Here is a 15,611-nt window from a genome sequence, read left to right on the forward strand (position 1 = left end):
TAGCTCTAATGGCGTGGAATCACCGAAAAGTAAAGGATTTAACTCCAGGACTCAGTGGTGAGGGGACAAACCTGCTGGATTCGAGTGAAGTCGCTGTCAGCCGAAACAAGAATAAGTTTGTGCTGCAAAGCGGTGGCAGCAATCCAAAGGTCGTGATCGTCGAAGCCGAGATTTTGAATGCTGGTTTTGCGACGCTTTGTCTGGTCTTTAGGTGCAAATTGGTTGAACACTGCAATTTTTAGGCGACTGTAAATCATTGCGGTTTCTTCATCAAGTTGATAGAGACCGATCGCGTCGAGAAATGATTGAATAGCTTTGTGGTTTTCAACTTTCTGTGTGGATTTCTCAACCATGTAGAGAAGTTCGCCGTAAGTGATGATGTTAATTCCAAAGCTTGTTTCTGATCGCGATCGTAATTCCGCGATGACACGAGGATGATGATTGATGATGTAACTACAGTGATTTGTATCTAGTAAGTACATGATGAGGGTCAAAATTCTGACTGGGAGCGAGTTTCCTGCACAAATTGGAGACAGTCTTCGAGATCATTTCCCTGCCATGTGTCCACAAATTTAAGCAGGTCTTTGCCCTGTGTCTCTTGTCGTAGGGGTTTAGTCCGACGGAGAGGAAGCGGTTTTAGGTCAGCCAGAAATGTGCTAAACGTCGCTCTAGGGTCGTCGGGTGGCTCTGCATTGGGATTCTCTGCGGATTTGGTATTTGTGGCTGAGTGCAAGACTGACTTTGTTTTCAAAAAGCGAATGAAGTCGATCGCTTCTGCTAAAACTTCGTCAGATGCAGTTTCTAGCTCTTGCAGCAGAATTTCTTTGTAAGTCATAAAGCATTTTCCCGGCAACTGCTTGTCTAGAATTCTAGCAAGAAGCCCGATCGCACGCCTGAAACTGAGAGATGCGATCGTATCCCTAAAAAAGAAGCCCGATCGACGCGATCGAGCCTTTGATATATTCGATCGCAAACGATCGGTAAGGGGGACTCAACTTCGGTTGTCCCGACTTTCTTATTGAGTTTCCAACTAATCCGATCGCAAGCAATCGGTAAGGTCTTCTGGTTCGTAATCTGATTGTGATCTTCTAATTTAATTCATATCGAGCTTTGAACTGTCTTTATGGACTGCTCTTTGAAGGATTTGAAATCAGGATATTGCTTTTGTAGCTCGATATAGTAATTCACTAGCTTTTGCGGGTCATGCCCATGCTCCTGAGAAATCGTGTGGCGGACTCTGCGGATTTGGGTAATAGCTTCATCCTTCATCATTTTGCGCTCCGATTAGCTCTAATGGCGTGACCAGTGTTGGAACATATAAGCCAAGCATAGCGTTGACTCGTCTAATGTGACCAAATTTATTCGCGTTTGCCAAGTGGCGACAATTCCAGGTTAATAGAAAGTCGCACTTGTGATATGAAGCTAGAGCAAGATGTAGGGCATCGCCGACTGGATCGACTGGCATGAGTTGTTGCCGGATGTAGGTTTCAACAATTTCCACGATCGCGGGTTCAATCGGAACAATGGTTAAGTTGCTGAGAAGCTCGATCGCTTCAGTTTTTCCCGGAAAGTCGCCTCGGTTAAGTTCATCTAACACTGCCAGACTGGTGACGAGGAGATAATTATCGCTGATGTTGTTCCACCAGTCCCGCGTCCAATCGCGCCGTGCTACCATATCAGGCTGAGTTCTGACCTCATAGTAAAAGCTGGGAATGGACGTTTCGATGTAGACTTTCGGCTTCATGAGTGAGCGTGAGGTACAAAGACATTTATATTACTGCGTTGCACGATCGCTCATTCAGAAATCTGCTCAATCATCCACAGAAGATTCTTGCAGTAAAAAGCGATCGCATCCATCTTTTTTAATCTCTGACAAATGCGATCGCAAAGGATCGGTACAACTTTCGTGGGCTACCTCGCCTCACTGGGTGCTGAAGAGTTTCCAACTAATCCGATCGCAAAGGATCGGTACAAGGGCGTGTTAGAAGAACCTCGAACCGCCGACTTCAAGTTTCCAACTAATCCGATCGCAAAGGATCGGTACAACAACTTGATTGCCGCGATCGGGAGCCAAATCTTACCGTTTCCAACTAATCCGATCGCAAAGGATCGGTGCAACCATAAAGACATTTTGGCAGCGATCGCTCCTTATGTTGTTTCCAACTAATCCGATCGCAAAGGATCGGTGCAACACTTGAAGATTGATGAAACTGCGGGCGATCGCAAGGGTTTCCAACTAATCCGATCGCAAAGGATCGGTGCAACTTCGATGCAAAGATACGTTGTCGAGCTTCTTGACAGTTTCCAACTAATCCGATCGCAAAGGATCGGTGCAACGAGAATTATTTGAAAATTCAAAAGTGGTTTGATGTGTTTCCAACTAATCCGATCGCAAAGGATCGGTGCAACAATTTCCCAACGGGCTAAACCGCAGTCCAGTCCCAAGTTTCCAACTAATCCGATCGCAAAGGATCGGTGCAACAATCGACAAACTTGAACGACAAACACAGCGCGAGAAGTTTCCAACTAATCCGATCGCAAAGGATCGGTGCAACTATCCATCACGCAAAGACCACAATCGCCAAGATGGAGTTTCCAACTAATCCGATCGCAAAGGATCGGTGCAACCAGCGAACGGAAACAATGGATATACGCTGACAACGTTTCCAACTAATCCGATCGCAAAGGATCGGTGCAACGAGTTCTAATTCATGGCAACCGATCGTCAGCACTTGTTTCCAACTAATCCGATCGCAAAGGATCGGTGCAACGAACTAGATGAGACGCTTTATGGGAAACAGTTTAAGGTTTCCAACTAATCCGATCGCAAAGGATCGGTGCAACAAGATGGATTGAAGATGATAGCTCGGCGTGGATACCGTTTCCAACTAATCCGATCGCAAAGGATCGGTGCAACAAAAGTACGTCAACAATAAAATCTCAGACGGTTCGTTTCCAACTAATCCGATCGCAAAGGATCGGTGCAACGGATGGAATATTCGCTTGGAATCCAAAGTATGCAAGTTTCCAACTAATCCGATCGCAAAGGATCGGTACAGGCAGGTGGATCTTGCCTGCTGTGAGCAAACGGGTGTGTTTCCAACTAATCCGATCGCAAAGGATCGGTACAGGTTTAAGAATTGGTTCACAGATCATATCAGCTAGTAGTTTCCAACTAATCCGATCGCAAAGGATCGGTACAGGCGCGGAGATCGTTACGTGCCAAAGCAAATACGAATTGTTTCCAACTAATCCGATCGCAAAGGATCGGTACAGGTTGGGATTATAATCAACGGTCACTTGAGACTTAGGAGTTTCCAACTAATCCGATCGCAAAGGATCGGTACAGGTGCAAACGGAATCTGCCTCACTAAAGCCCGTGCAGATGTTTCCAACTAATCCGATCGCAAAGGATCGGTACAGGGATGCTGTTGTTCCTAAGTTCGCGGCATGGAGAATGCGTTTCCAACTAATCCGATCGCAAAGGATCGGTACAGGGGCGAAGAATACGATCGGGCAAACGGTCTGTGGGATGGCAGGTGGTTTCCAACTAATCCGATCGCAAAGGATCGGTACAGGAGGAAATCAAGGCGCTAACCGGAAAACTCAACTGGGTTTCCAACTAATCCGATCGCAAAGGATCGGTACAGGGGGACGCTGTTGTTTTTCTACTCATTTCCACAGGTGTTTCCAACTAATCCGATCGCAAAGGATCGGTACAGGGTTTTGAACACGGCGCAAACTCAAGCAACACTCAAAGGTTTCCAACTAATCCGATCGCAAAGGATCGGTACAGGTCTGGCTTCTAGAAACCTCGCCCTGTCAGTATTGTAGAGCCAATTTTGGCAAACCGTTTTTTTGGGGTCAATAAGTCCTCCTTTGTTGAGAATGATTTGACCTCAAATCCTCGAAACCCCTGCTACAAGCAGATGACAAACCTCTAGGATAGAATGCGGGTTTCAGCCGACGGTCAACCTTTGCCAAACCGCCCTACTCCTCCCCCCAAAACGTGCTTCAACTTTGGAAGATTTCCCCACGTCAAAACCAGCCCCCGCTCCTGCAACGCTTGGATAAATGGCTGAAGTTGATCTTCCCCTTCGCGTTTCCAAGCATCGCGATCGCCATGAAACACAGTAACAACCTCCAAAAATCGATCACCCTCGATCGGCAGCATTCGATGCCATACCGAACTGACAGAAGTTGGACGTTTATCCCCTGGTATCTTCCCCCCGATCGCAGGCGTTGTCTTAAACACCTCATCATGAAACAAACGAATCGCCACCGACTCACTCACAACCTTGCTAAACACCGCCACTCGTTCAGGATTCCAGGACTCCTTCCAACTGAGCGCAGATTTAGAACCAAACTTACCTCGACACAACCGATACAACTCATCCAGAAAGCTCGTTAAAGCCTGAGACGATCGGATGCCCTCAATGTCTGGCGACTCCCAATGACACCCGATCGCAAACTTCCGATAATCAGGAAAAAAGCGATCGTGCCACACCCGCCGCCACGACTTCCCAAACCCACCCATCACAAACCCAAACCTCAGCACCTGCTGCAAAAACTCCCGATCCCCAGACGGAACATCAAGATGCAAAAAGCCCTCAGTCGCATAAGTTGGGTTCTTCCCTTGAGTGTCATAACTCTCCTGACGAGATTGCCACAACAACTGCACCACTCCCGGCTGACCCGTATGCCCAAAGAGCCGATCCGCCTCCTTCTGAACAACCTCTTTAGTGCCACAAACCCCCGCCAACAATCGCCGCACATGCCCTCTCAACGAAGCCTTAAACAAATTGGGGCGAAACTCAGGTACATCCGTTCTCAACAACGAACTCACCCCTACAGCCTTCAACTCCACACTCATAAAACAGCTTGGAGTAATCGGCGGCATACCCGGAAAATTTCCACCCAATCCATACCCAGTACTCGTCTTACCGCCCACCCCTAATTGCAGCGCAGCCAAAAGCAGCCACTTCACCTCCTTCCAATCAACGTCCGACTTCTGACTACTAAACTCAAAAACCATCTCTGGCTGATAGAAACTAATCAACGCTAAAGCCGTTGCGCTACCCGTTCCTTGAACCTGCCGTTCCTGTTGAGGATGCACCACATCCACCATGCGATTTGCCCAGTTTCCGCTCGGATACGCCCCATGAAATCGAAGACTTCCAGGCTGATCAGCATCACCACAATACAGTCTCACTTTGCTTTCCGCAGGACTCCGATTGTTCTGTCGATCGCTCCGCAGACAAGCCCGCCGAAACAGCCCTTTCACACTACTTCCCGGCAGAAAGGGAATCCCGTTTTTACCCATTACCGGACGATGAATACTATCCTGCCCACAATTGCTAAACAGACGAAATGGAAAATCAACTTGAAATCGATACACCTTTCCCACTTCACCCAGTTGGGGTTGCGAATGCTGATAGCGAGGTTGCCAACTTTTCAGATTAATTGGATCAACCCATTCCTCCTCCCATCGGCTCAAATCCTGATTGTTACCCGCAAACTGTAAGCTGCATCGTCCTTCAACTTGAGCGCGATACATCATCGGTACTTCTTGAGCGCTAGTCTGAGATCGCGCCAGATTCTTTTGGGAATTCTGCTCAACCTCAAACCCTAACTGTTGAGCTACTTGCTTCAGCCCTCGAATCATGTCCGTTCCTCCATTTCAAACTCCGGTCATCCCTCGATCGCTTAATTCCCAGGCTTCTTGATCTTGTAGCGTTGAGTCCACCACACTAACGAATCACACAACTGCGTTAACACCATTAATGCGACTCGCTGCTCCTCCAGTCCCAATTCCCAAAGCTGCTTGGCAACCGCTTCGATCTCTTCAGTTTTGCTTGACTTCATCGCCCGACCTGGAAGATCAATGCCTGCGGGTTCCAAGATTTTGCCCAGTGTCGCCCAAACAGACTTCCAATAATCTGCCTTCGGTTGTTCCTTACCTTGAAGCCGCAAATGCTCACCCCAAAAACGTTCTAAGCCATAGGCTACAGTCATTCGCATCTTGTGCGATTCATTCAACACATCTTTTTTGTCGCGATTTTGCAACACTAGCGATTGTGCATGCTGGTCTAATTTGTAAGGCTGCCAACCTTGCGGAGTTTGGGATTGTTCTACTTGCGTCATGACTTGCGCTCCTGTGTTGTTTTGTCTTCGACCGATTTCAACGTAACTTGCGATCGCCCAAATCCCACCGATTCCAACCCACCAAAATAGAGTTCCTGACCCTGCTCCATCTCAGCGTCTTCCAGAAATTTCTCCCACTCCACGACTTGACCCTCAAACATTTTGCGTAGCGCGATCGGAAACACCATCACGGTTCCCTCTGGTAATGCTTCTACATTAAAAAATGCTTTATTGCTGGCTTTTTTCTGATCGTCTTCCAAAGACACGCGACTCTGACGATACAACGCCATATCGTGAATCATCGCCATTTCCGTATCATCCACCACCACAAGGAGATACGAGCCTGCATCAGAAACCTCAGTAGGCATGTAATTCTTAAGAGTTTTGTCTTCCGTTCCCAGTGGTAGAAAGCCCAAATTAAAAAACAACCTGGAACTCGACTTCTTCCCGTAGTAACTGTAAGGCTGAAAGTCACGCGCTGGTTTTCCCGTCAGCTTGCCATAACGCTTTAGCAATCGTGGGCAGGAAACTCGCACAACTGGCTGATTTGGGCAATAGACTGGCAACCACAGAATAGATGCGTACTCAAATTTAACAATTCCTTCTGTCGTCCCATTTGAGTCTGACTGACTTTCGCTTGACTTACCAGATAGAGCATCTCTCCCATACCAATAATCTACTTTTTCTTTAGCAGATTTCCCACGCATATCTGCCCGAAACCGACCGCGAATCGAACTCCCTGGAATAATGCCCGTCTGCGTAAACTGATCCCGAAAAATCAGGTTGAGATTGCCCGTCTCTTCTCCCGCACTCGCCCCGATATGTAAGGGAGCCAGCGTTTCCAAAATGCCATAACGTTTGGTGTACATTCAGCGGTTCCTTTTGTGTAAATTATGCACTCTTCTCAGCGTTGAAGATTATTTTTCTAATTCGATCGCTCCAACGGTAACGCCAACCCACAGCCCCACCGCTTGAGTGATGGCCCCTCTTTTGGAAACCATTCGATCGACCATTTCTGCCAGGATTCTAACGGTTCCTCCAGCACGTACACCGTTCCAGCAGAGACCGCATAGCGTCCACGTGAGAGCAATTTTGGCTGATGCTGTCCGTGGATATCATTTTTGTCTTCATCAATGCGATTGCCCAACCGATATCGAAAGGGAGTTGGTCGATCGGTCAGCATCGTTTTCACCGACCACACAGTAGTATTCTCGTCGGACTGCCCCAGCGATCGCTGATGATTTTGAGGAATTGGTTCTCGATAAGACAATCGATTCGATCCCCAAATCGCAGGCGTGATCAGCGCAAAGCGTCGTCCCACAGCTTGCTTAAATAAGTCATGAGTCGATTGGCTCAAGTCGTGACAGGTGACCTCGACCATGTGCCCCTCTCCGCCAAAGCGATACCATCCCGGCTCGATCGCCAGATTCGAGAGATAGATCAAACAGGTTTCGGGGTGCATCTGCACTGAGTTTTCGAGAAACAAACTCCCCTGACCGTCTTCTGAATCGACCACGCGGCGCTCATTCTCTCGCAGCCTAGGATGCAAATGGGGCATAAATTTCCACGGGTCAGCATAAACGGGAATGTCCTTGAGGTGCGAGATATCGTCTCCAGTCGTGGGTGTTGCCAGGGTTTGCCAATGGTCGATCGCCACCCATCCCCCGCTCTGAGCTTTGCCACCCGGTTCTTTGTCGGTACTCTGCCATTGCTCGCCATCCCACGTCAGTTGAGCCGTGATGTGTCCTGGCTGAAGCGGTTTTTGGGGCTGATGCGGAGGCGTGTGAGTGTGAAAGTTGAGCGGCATGGGCACGCAGAAGTTTTGCGGCTCGTCACTCTTTGCCCAAAACGGCCCCGCAAGTTGTAAGTCCTGAATTGCAGTATTGCCATCATAGGCAGCAGCAAACAATCCCGATACAACCGCAGCACTGGGCGGAAAATGGCTCCCCGATCGACCCACTAAGTTTTCGGGTGACAGAAACCGTCCGGCGCTCCCGTAGAGCAATCCCAACGGCTCAATTTGAATCAAATAGTTGAACATCAGCTAACTCCAATCTCGATGCAAATGAAACCCAACTTTGGCTAAGTTAATCACCCAATCGTTGAGCGCTGGGTTAACTTCGTCAGGAGGACAGTGTTTCTTGTCGCCCAAAATCCCTGCAAAGATTGGACGATCGCGTTTATCGTAGCAATTCCACCAGTTTGTCTCGCTGAGTAAGTCGTTCTCTTCACCGAAGTATGCCTGAAACAGTGATTTAGTGACTTCTATATCGATGTCATTCCCATTACCAAAAGCGTGTCGAGATTCGAGCACAGCGACATCGTTGTAGAGATGAACCCATTTCTGTTTGCCTTCACGATCGCGATACTTTTCCAATAATCCGTCTTCCAAGATCCACCACGGACAGACCCATTCTAGATAAGTGCCACTGTTGAATAAGATGCGAAAATTGATACGATCGCGCCCTTTCCGTTTCGCAACTTTTTCAGCTTCGCGGCAGTGTTGCAAAACTTCTCGCTGAGGTACTTTCGCTCCTGCCCACACAAACCCCACGCTGACATTAATAGGCTTACGACTTCGTTGATTCCAAACCTGTGTCTTGAAGTGTGTAAAAAACTCTAAGCATTCTGTTGTTTCGATTTGCTTGTCTGCATTGAACAACACACCTAAAAAGTCATCTCCTCCAGCGTAAACAATTCGACTATCTTCGCCTGCAAGAAGTCTTTTTTTACCGTTGCGCGGATTTGATTTAAACCATTCTCCCCATTTACGCATCGCTAAACTGAATTCATGAATTTCCTGGGGTGATTTGTCTTTCAGATAACTTCCCGCACCGTCCCCATCGCCCTGAAACCAGCCTGTCCAGTATTCTGGCTCATTAGGATCTCGTTTTCGTTTAAGTCGATTCAGTTCTTTAAACGAACCAGGTCTGAGATGTTCCTTGATTTCTTGAATGAGCTTATCCAATTCATCTGGCTTTTTTGGCTTTGCTTCACCTAACAATTCGCGAAGACGATCGCCCACTTTTTGAGCGACTTCTCCATGAGTAATCATCCGCTTGACTAACTCTGGAATACTCAGTTCTTCTCTCGGATCAATGAACGCTTCACCCAACTTTTGACTGAGTTGTTGATAGAACCATTCGACTTTGGTTTTTTGCTCTTGATAGTTGTAGCAGCGAGGATCGGCAATGCGTCCAAGTTCGGGATAGGCGATCGCATCACTCCCAGACAGTGTAGAGCTTTCTCCCGTCCAATTGATGCCCGTCCACTGGCGCGATCGCTTGGTTTCACTTAGCCTGTTTTTGACTTCAGTAATAGTTTCACGAGGTTCTCCATGCACACAAAAAAACTCCCAGGCATAATTTGCCCAGAGGCTCCAATCTCGATCCCAGTGATAGTGCCATTTCTTACCGTTGTGATCAAATTTGAGTTCTTCTTGAATCCACTCACGACAAGTTTCAACAACACATCTCCAGGCTTGATTGAAGGCATCTTGGGCGACGGCTGCATCAAACTTCCCTTCGATAATGATGACGTTGGGTAGCCCTTGAGCAACATTAGTTAGTGCAGGAGAGACGATCGTGAATCTTCGACTTTCGGCAGCGTGGCAGACTGACCAGGAGAGAAAAGAAAGCAGGTAGGAGCTTCCGTAGAGGTCACGGAGTTTGCGAGAGTTTTCGATGAAGCCTTGAATGGGGGCGAAGGTAATCGCCGTATAAGAAGCGTCTGAGGGGTTGGACATGAATGCTGAAACATTTTTGCAGGGCGAAGCCTATTCCTAATTCACCTCTGTTAGCGTTGATTCCCGGAAGACTCCGTAAAATTGCGGTGTTTTTTCGTTAGAAGTACTTAGAAGACTGGCGGATAACCCTAGAGTAGGACTAAAATTGTGAGGGTCAGGCGATCGCCGAAAGGCTGATTCTTGCGTTGACCCCCGCAAATCGCTCATCCAGCATAGGTTTCACGGCTCAGAGTGGAGACTTTTTCTCAATAATCCTTTGCTTATTGACTCTGAAAATGACCCCCACAATTTTGGGGCTTGAAACGCGCTCTGGGTAAGGCTCCTACAAAGGCGGGGTTTCCGATCAAGTGCGATCGGATTAGTTGGAAACAATTCTTCAATCCAACTTTTGAGCGTAGCAATGCGATCGTTTCCGATCAAGTGCGATCGGATTAGTTGGAAACATAGCTGTGTACGTTACGCTCGCCTTCGCACTGGTTTCCGATCAAGTGCGATCGGATTAGTTGGAAACTTTGGTAATTCTCTTTCTATTTGTTCCAACCGAAGAATGTTTCCGATCAAGTGCGATCGGATTAGTTGGAAACCATCCCAATTGAGCCTGCGTTCCAATTGGGTAGCATTGTTTCCGATCAAGTGCGATCGGATTAGTTGGAAACTTCCTTGTCTCATTGAGAAGACTATGGTCTTGTTGTTTCCGATCAAGTGCGATCGGATTAGTTGGAAACTTGTAACCCCCATTCCACAGTTCGCAAACGAGTTTCCGATCAAGTGCGATCGGATTAGTTGGAAACGAGAAGTGTACTTAGGGAATCTCGATTTTCTGGAGGTTTCCGATCAAGTGCGATCGGATTAGTTGGAAACTCTTCAACAAGTTTTGACGTTCCACTGCTGAACGTTTCCGATCAAGTGCGATCGGATTAGTTGGAAACATTCCTGACTTGATATCAGTTGGGCAAGGAATCGTGTTTCCGATCAAGTGCGATCGGATTAGTTGGAAACTAGGATGATCTTTGAAGCCAACATTCTTAGGCGTTTCCGATCAAGTGCGATCGGATTAGTTGGAAACCTGTCAGTGCGTGCCAAAAGGCCTTGATGAGCAATGTCGTTTCCGATCAAGTGCGATCGGATTAGTTGGAAACCCAGTTCCACCGTTTCCAGTAGCAGTTCCACCAGTTTCCGATCAAGTGCGATCGGATTAGTTGGAAACTGTAATCACCTGTTACACCCATAAACTTATGTTCAGGTTTCCGATCAAGTGCGATCGGATTAGTTGGAAACATGAAAGGTGTCTCATTCTTTACGGAGTTCACAATGTTTCCGATCAAGTGCGATCGGATTTCTAAAAAGCTCGGTCAGAACGATCGGGCTTCTTTTTTGAGCGTGAAACGCGATCGCACTCAATCTCACTTCTTGCTAAAATACAGACCTGCTCAAGGCTCTTTCAGACCATTGCACAACAGCATCATGGCTAGAACTTATTGCCAACGCTGTCGCCGCTCTCTGAGTCCCAAACTATTTGATTGGAAAAAGTGGGAAGACAAGCCCTTTCAGATCTGTGAAACCTGTATTAGCCAGCTACGACGACAAGGAGAAACGATGGAAAGCGCAACCAAACCTGAAAGTGAAGCCATGATTCAAGTCATCATGCAAGAACGTGAAGGCGGAGAACGCGAAGTCGAAACCCCTGCTGGCGCGATCGACCTCCTCACCGATCAAGAAGTCATTGAAATCAAACACGTCCATAACTGGAAAGACGCGACAAAAGTACTGGTCTATCAAACCTATTTCCCCGATCGCAAACCCAGAGTTCATTTATTTGGTGGATACAGCAAACAAACCAAAGCTACGATCGAAGAAGCATTTGGCAAATTAGGCATTACGCTAACCTGGGAACGCGATCCTTTCTGAAGAGTTTGCGATCAGGTTTGTTGGTCTGCAAAGCGATCGTTGCGGTCTACAATCTGAATTGCTTCTGTGCGATCGCTTCGACTTCAACCGTGAAACGAGACACCATTTACTATCAGATCTTCAAACGCTTCCCCGAACTTCTATTTGAACTGGCTGATCTGCAATCTCTGCACCCTCAGAACTACCGCTTCGACTCCGTAGAGGTCAAAGAAACCTCCTTTCGCATTGATGGCGTATTTCTCCCAGTCGAAGGCGCAACGCCCAGAACCATCATTTTTGCCGAGGTGCAGTTTCAGAAAGACGAATCCCTCTACCATCGCTTCTTCACCGAATCCTTGACCTACCTCTATCGCAATCAAACACGCTACGACGATTGGTATGGCATCTTGATTTTTCCGTCTCGCACTATTGAACCATCCAATCTCACGCTTCATCGTGCGTTACTCAACAGCAGTCAAGTCTATCGAATCTATCTCGAAGAATTAGACACCCTCAACCAGCAGTCCCTCGGCTTAAGCCTGCTTCAGCTTCCCATTGCGTCTGATGCCGAAATGATTCAACAAGCAAAGCAACTCATTGCACGAGTTGGGCAAGCATCTATTCCATTGATTGAAAAAGACGAGATAATCGAAGTGATCAGCACGATCGCAATCTACAAATTCTCCAACCTGAGTCGAGAGGAGGTCGAGTCGATGTTAGGACAAAGCTTACAAGAAACTAGAGTCTATCAAGAAGCCAAAGCCGAAGGAAAAGCTGAAATGTTGCGAGTGACAGTTCCTTTACTAATGGAAGCTGGAATGAGTGTAGAGCAAATCGCACAGCGCCTTGATGTGGATCTCGCAACCGTCCAGAAAGCAGCACAACAGTAGTCATTGTTGTTGGCAACGAAATTGAGTCTTGGGCAGGAAAATGTCAGACCTCCAGTCGGCAGCGATCGGACTCGTTAGAAACTTTGTGAAAATTTCACCCAAGTTAAAAACAGCCGATCGTTTGCTCAAACGAGGGGACACGATCGAGCGTGTTGCTGAAGATGTTGACCTTCCGATCGCAGCAGTTCGTCAAATCGCAGGTCATCTCAAACTACATTTCGCAAACTTGGACATTGGGCAAGCGAGAATCCATTAAGCGATTCATCCAGCCTTCGAGATATTTGCGGTTTGCTTGTTGTTCTTGAAGATCTGAGGTGTCGATCGCAAAGGGCATTAAGCCTAAAATTGCAGCCGTTGTGACACAAAACATGGATTTCTGAAAGCTGATGCAAATTCTCACGCGCAAATCAGTTTCACCCCGCTCACGAACCTGATAAAAGTCTCGCAAATAATCAGGCAGATAGTGACGCAAATCCTGCATCAGCAGCGTCGGAGGAATGCCAGCGCCCCCAGTCGGCAACGGATCAGCATAGAGAACGCCGTAATTAAAGCGATCGGTGTCGGGTGAAATCTGTTGAGCTTGCGCGTTGTAAGAAACGGTGCCCATAAAGGGAAATGACTTCAAGAAAACGGCTTCGACATACGGCACGGCCGCATCCATTAAAAACGTCAGATTGGCAGACTTGGGAATAATCTCGTAAGTGCTGTCACCAATTTTCACCGCATAGGTAATGGGCACACTTGCCGCATTGACTAATCCATCTTTGACATGGGCAACCACATCGGGAATAGCTCGAATTTCGCCTGCATCGTAGCGATCGGACAGTTCAAAAAACATCTTGCTCATAATGTTCCAAAACTGACCCAGCGCACTGTAATAGCAAAGCTGCCTGATCTGTTCGGGGATGAATTCTGGAAACGCTTTAGCCAACCCTCTAATTGGCAGATTACTCTTGAGTTTGGCTTGAGTGGCCTGCTGCACCAGTTCTTCAAATTGGGGAGAATCGAGGTATTTATCTAACCCGCCGCCGCCGTGCCACATCATCGCTTTCATGCAGTACTCAGCGAATTCGTAGTTGATGCGATCGTGCCACCAGTGCTTGAGTAGTTTATTAAACGAAACGTCGCCGTTAAAGTATTTGAAAAACGGAAACAACACTAAAAACTGATCTTGTGAAATGTAAGTGAGATTGCGCCAGTAAGCATCTAAGACAACAGCATAGCTTTTGAGAACGCCCACGACTTCGATCACATTGTCCGGCGAATCAGGCAGAAGTGCGCCCCCAGATTCCAGGCGATCGATGATCTCAGTTAGGGGGTGGTTTGAGGGCTTGCGGGTGGTGCTGACCATAGAGGGAGGGATGAGGGATGAGGGATGAGGGATGAAGGACTAATTGTTGGGGGTGATTGGGTTTTCGGTGGCGATCGTTTGGATAGTTGGAGACGGGGTGACGATGTTTTTGAAGGGTTTGGTGGCGATCGTTGGATAGTCGGTCAACAGGGCGGTCGTCGTGGTTTCTGTCCAGCGGACTAGCCAGTTGGGTTGTAGTCCTAAAACGACAATTAATGCAGCGAGGACGAAACCTGGCAAGCGTTCTGACCAGGGCACTTTGGGAAGGTTGGAAAACTGCTCTGGAAGCCGACCGAAAAAGGTGCGGTTGACTAGCAATAAGAAATAAACCGCCGTCAAGCCAGTGCCCACCATTGAGAGCAGCGTTTGAACTGGGAAAATAGGGAAGCTGCCGCGAAACACTAAAAATTCTGAAATAAAGCCAATCATGCCGGGAATGCCTGCGCTGGCCATCACGCCAACCACCATCAGACTGCCAATAATCGGTAAACCGCGTTCTGGATTGAGCAAGCCTTTGAGAACGGTAATGTCGCGAGTGCCTGTTTTTTTATAAACCACACCCACTAACACAAACAGCATGGCTGAGATTAAACCATGACTGACCATCTGAAAAACCGTTGCCAACAAGCTGAGAGGAGTCGCTGCCGCCGCCGCTAGTAGAATGAAGCCCATGTGCCCGATCGAGCTATATGCTACCATTTTTTTCATGTCGGTTTGAGCGATCGCCGTAAACGCCCCAAACAAGACGCTGACTACGGCCCAGGTCGCTAACCAGGGAGCCAAAATCGCCCAGGCTTCAGGAAATAGACCCAGCCCAAATCGAATCAGTCCATAGGTTCCTAGTTTCAGTAATACACCCGCCAACAACACAGAAATGGGCGTAGAGGCTTCAACGTGAGCGTCAGGCAACCAGGTATGTAAAGGGAATAGCGGAATCTTAATTCCAAAACCGATGAGAATCGCACCCAGCAATACAAACTGAGTCGCTAATGGCAATCCCTGAGAAAGCGCCGGATTATACTCAAAGGAATGGGAGCCACCCAGCCAGGTTAATCCTAAAAATGCTGCTAAAATCAAAATTCCTGAAACGGCGGTGTAAATCAAAAACTTGGTTGCTGCATAGCCGCGTCTCGCTCCGCCCCAAATGCCAATCAGCAAGTAAAGGGGAATCAGTTCGATTTCGTAGAATAGGAAAAACAGCAGTAAGTTCTGTGCCAAAAATGCGCCAGCGATTCCCGTGTTGAGCAGCAGCACCAATGAGTAATAGAATCGAGGACGTTCAATTTCAACATCGCTACAGTAAATGGCAACGATCGTCAAAAAGTTTCCCAAAACCAGCAACGGTAGAGACAATCCATCCAGTCCCAGCCGATAAGTCAAGCCCAGCGAATCGAGCCAGGGAATGTCTTCTTGAAACTGAAAGCCAATGCTAATCGCATCAAACTGACTGGCAATTACAATCGTCCAGGTAAACACGATCGCACTAAAAGCTAACGCAATTTGCCGAATCCGACAGGGGGCGATCGTTCCTGGCAAAACCCCAATCAGGAGCGCTCCGACAACTGGAATCCAAACTAAAGCACTGAGCATAATT

General features: G+C 47.7%; 15 protein-coding genes and 2 CRISPR repeat arrays. Of the genes, 4 read left to right on the forward strand and 11 right to left on the reverse strand.

Going from position 1 to position 15,611, the window contains the following annotated elements; genetic code table 11:
• Positions 1-38: 38 nt before the first annotated feature.
• Together ACJ2PR_RS15810 and ACJ2PR_RS15815 are read right to left on the reverse strand one after the other, a co-directional pair.
• Entirely contained in the window at positions 39-482 is a 444-nt protein-coding gene (locus tag ACJ2PR_RS15810; RefSeq protein ID WP_446877701.1) for a type II toxin-antitoxin system VapC family toxin, read from the reverse strand.
• 8 nt (positions 483-490) lie between these two features.
• Positions 491-835 (reverse strand): hypothetical protein, encoded by a 345-nt coding sequence (locus tag ACJ2PR_RS15815; protein ID WP_446877702.1) that lies wholly within the window; start codon positions 833-835, stop codon positions 491-493.
• A 22-nt stretch (positions 836-857) separates the two neighbouring features.
• Between ACJ2PR_RS15815 and ACJ2PR_RS15820 the strand changes: the two genes are divergently transcribed.
• Entirely contained in the window at positions 858-1,022 is a 165-nt protein-coding gene (locus tag ACJ2PR_RS15820; RefSeq protein WP_446877703.1) for a hypothetical protein, read from the forward strand.
• 76 nt (positions 1,023-1,098) lie between these two features.
• On the opposite strand, the gene ACJ2PR_RS15825 is transcribed toward ACJ2PR_RS15820, so the two are convergent.
• From ACJ2PR_RS15825 to ACJ2PR_RS15855, 7 genes are all read right to left on the reverse strand, one after another.
• Positions 1,099-1,272, reverse strand: a complete 174-nt coding sequence (locus ACJ2PR_RS15825; protein WP_446877704.1) for a hypothetical protein — start codon at positions 1,270-1,272, stop codon at positions 1,099-1,101.
• Complete coding sequence (locus ACJ2PR_RS15830; RefSeq protein WP_446877705.1) at positions 1,259-1,744, reverse strand: type II toxin-antitoxin system VapC family toxin; 486 nt, start codon at positions 1,742-1,744, stop codon at positions 1,259-1,261. The genes ACJ2PR_RS15825 and ACJ2PR_RS15830 overlap by 14 nt, the downstream gene beginning before the upstream one ends.
• Positions 1,745-1,865: 121 nt before the next feature.
• Positions 1,866-3,797: a CRISPR direct-repeat array (repeat unit 37 nt; unit sequence GTTTCCAACTAATCCGATCGCAAAGGATCGGTGCAAC).
• A 173-nt stretch (positions 3,798-3,970) separates the two neighbouring features.
• The gene (locus ACJ2PR_RS15835) at positions 3,971-5,665 is read right to left on the reverse strand and encodes an RAMP superfamily CRISPR-associated protein (protein ID WP_446877706.1); all 1,695 of its coding nucleotides are present in this window, start codon (positions 5,663-5,665) and stop codon (positions 3,971-3,973) included.
• 41 nt (positions 5,666-5,706) lie between these two features.
• Positions 5,707-6,144, reverse strand: a complete 438-nt coding sequence (locus ACJ2PR_RS15840; protein WP_446877707.1) for a hypothetical protein — start codon at positions 6,142-6,144, stop codon at positions 5,707-5,709.
• Positions 6,141-7,013 carry an RAMP superfamily CRISPR-associated protein gene (locus ACJ2PR_RS15845; RefSeq protein ID WP_446877708.1) on the reverse strand — a complete coding sequence of 291 codons (873 nt, stop codon included), beginning with the start codon at positions 7,011-7,013 and terminating at the stop codon, positions 6,141-6,143. Before ACJ2PR_RS15845 ends, ACJ2PR_RS15840 begins: the two co-directional genes overlap by 4 nt.
• Positions 7,014-7,069: 56 nt before the next feature.
• Entirely contained in the window at positions 7,070-8,185 is a 1,116-nt protein-coding gene (locus ACJ2PR_RS15850) for a type III-B CRISPR module-associated Cmr3 family protein (protein ID WP_446877709.1), read from the reverse strand.
• Positions 8,186-8,188: 3 nt separating this feature from the next.
• Positions 8,189-9,889 carry a Cas10/Cmr2 second palm domain-containing protein gene (locus tag ACJ2PR_RS15855; RefSeq protein ID WP_446877710.1) on the reverse strand — a complete coding sequence of 567 codons (1,701 nt, stop codon included), beginning with the start codon at positions 9,887-9,889 and terminating at the stop codon, positions 8,189-8,191.
• A 335-nt stretch (positions 9,890-10,224) separates the two neighbouring features.
• Positions 10,225-11,237: direct repeats of the CRISPR family, unit length 35 nt; unit sequence GTTTCCGATCAAGTGCGATCGGATTAGTTGGAAAC.
• A gap of 116 nt (positions 11,238-11,353) precedes the next feature.
• Between ACJ2PR_RS15855 and ACJ2PR_RS15860 the strand changes: the two genes are divergently transcribed.
• Genes ACJ2PR_RS15860 through ACJ2PR_RS15870 form a run of 3 tightly spaced genes read left to right on the forward strand, consistent with a single transcriptional unit; the run spans position 11,354 to position 12,922 of the window.
• Positions 11,354-11,797 carry a hypothetical protein gene (locus tag ACJ2PR_RS15860; RefSeq protein WP_446877711.1) on the forward strand — a complete coding sequence of 148 codons (444 nt, stop codon included), beginning with the start codon at positions 11,354-11,356 and terminating at the stop codon, positions 11,795-11,797.
• 5 nt (positions 11,798-11,802) lie between these two features.
• A complete protein-coding gene (locus ACJ2PR_RS15865; protein WP_446877712.1) occupies positions 11,803-12,666 on the forward strand; it encodes an Rpn family recombination-promoting nuclease/putative transposase in 864 nt (287 codons plus the stop codon).
• Positions 12,667-12,706: 40 nt separating this feature from the next.
• Positions 12,707-12,922 (forward strand): hypothetical protein, encoded by a 216-nt coding sequence (locus ACJ2PR_RS15870; protein WP_446877713.1) that lies wholly within the window; start codon positions 12,707-12,709, stop codon positions 12,920-12,922.
• Here the strand turns inward: ACJ2PR_RS15870 and ACJ2PR_RS15875 are convergent.
• Together ACJ2PR_RS15875 and ACJ2PR_RS15880 are read right to left on the reverse strand one after the other, a co-directional pair.
• Positions 12,878-14,017 carry a CO2 hydration protein gene (locus tag ACJ2PR_RS15875; protein WP_446870301.1) on the reverse strand — a complete coding sequence of 380 codons (1,140 nt, stop codon included), beginning with the start codon at positions 14,015-14,017 and terminating at the stop codon, positions 12,878-12,880. The two genes, ACJ2PR_RS15870 and ACJ2PR_RS15875, sit on opposite strands and share 45 nt — an antisense overlap.
• Positions 14,018-14,056: 39 nt before the next feature.
• On the reverse strand, positions 14,057-15,607 hold the full coding sequence (locus ACJ2PR_RS15880) for an NADH-quinone oxidoreductase subunit M (protein WP_446877714.1): 1,551 nt from the start codon (positions 15,605-15,607) through the stop codon (positions 14,057-14,059).
• Between the last annotated feature and the right edge of the window lie 4 nt (positions 15,608-15,611).

The organism is Phormidesmis sp. 146-33 (assembly GCF_052939515.1).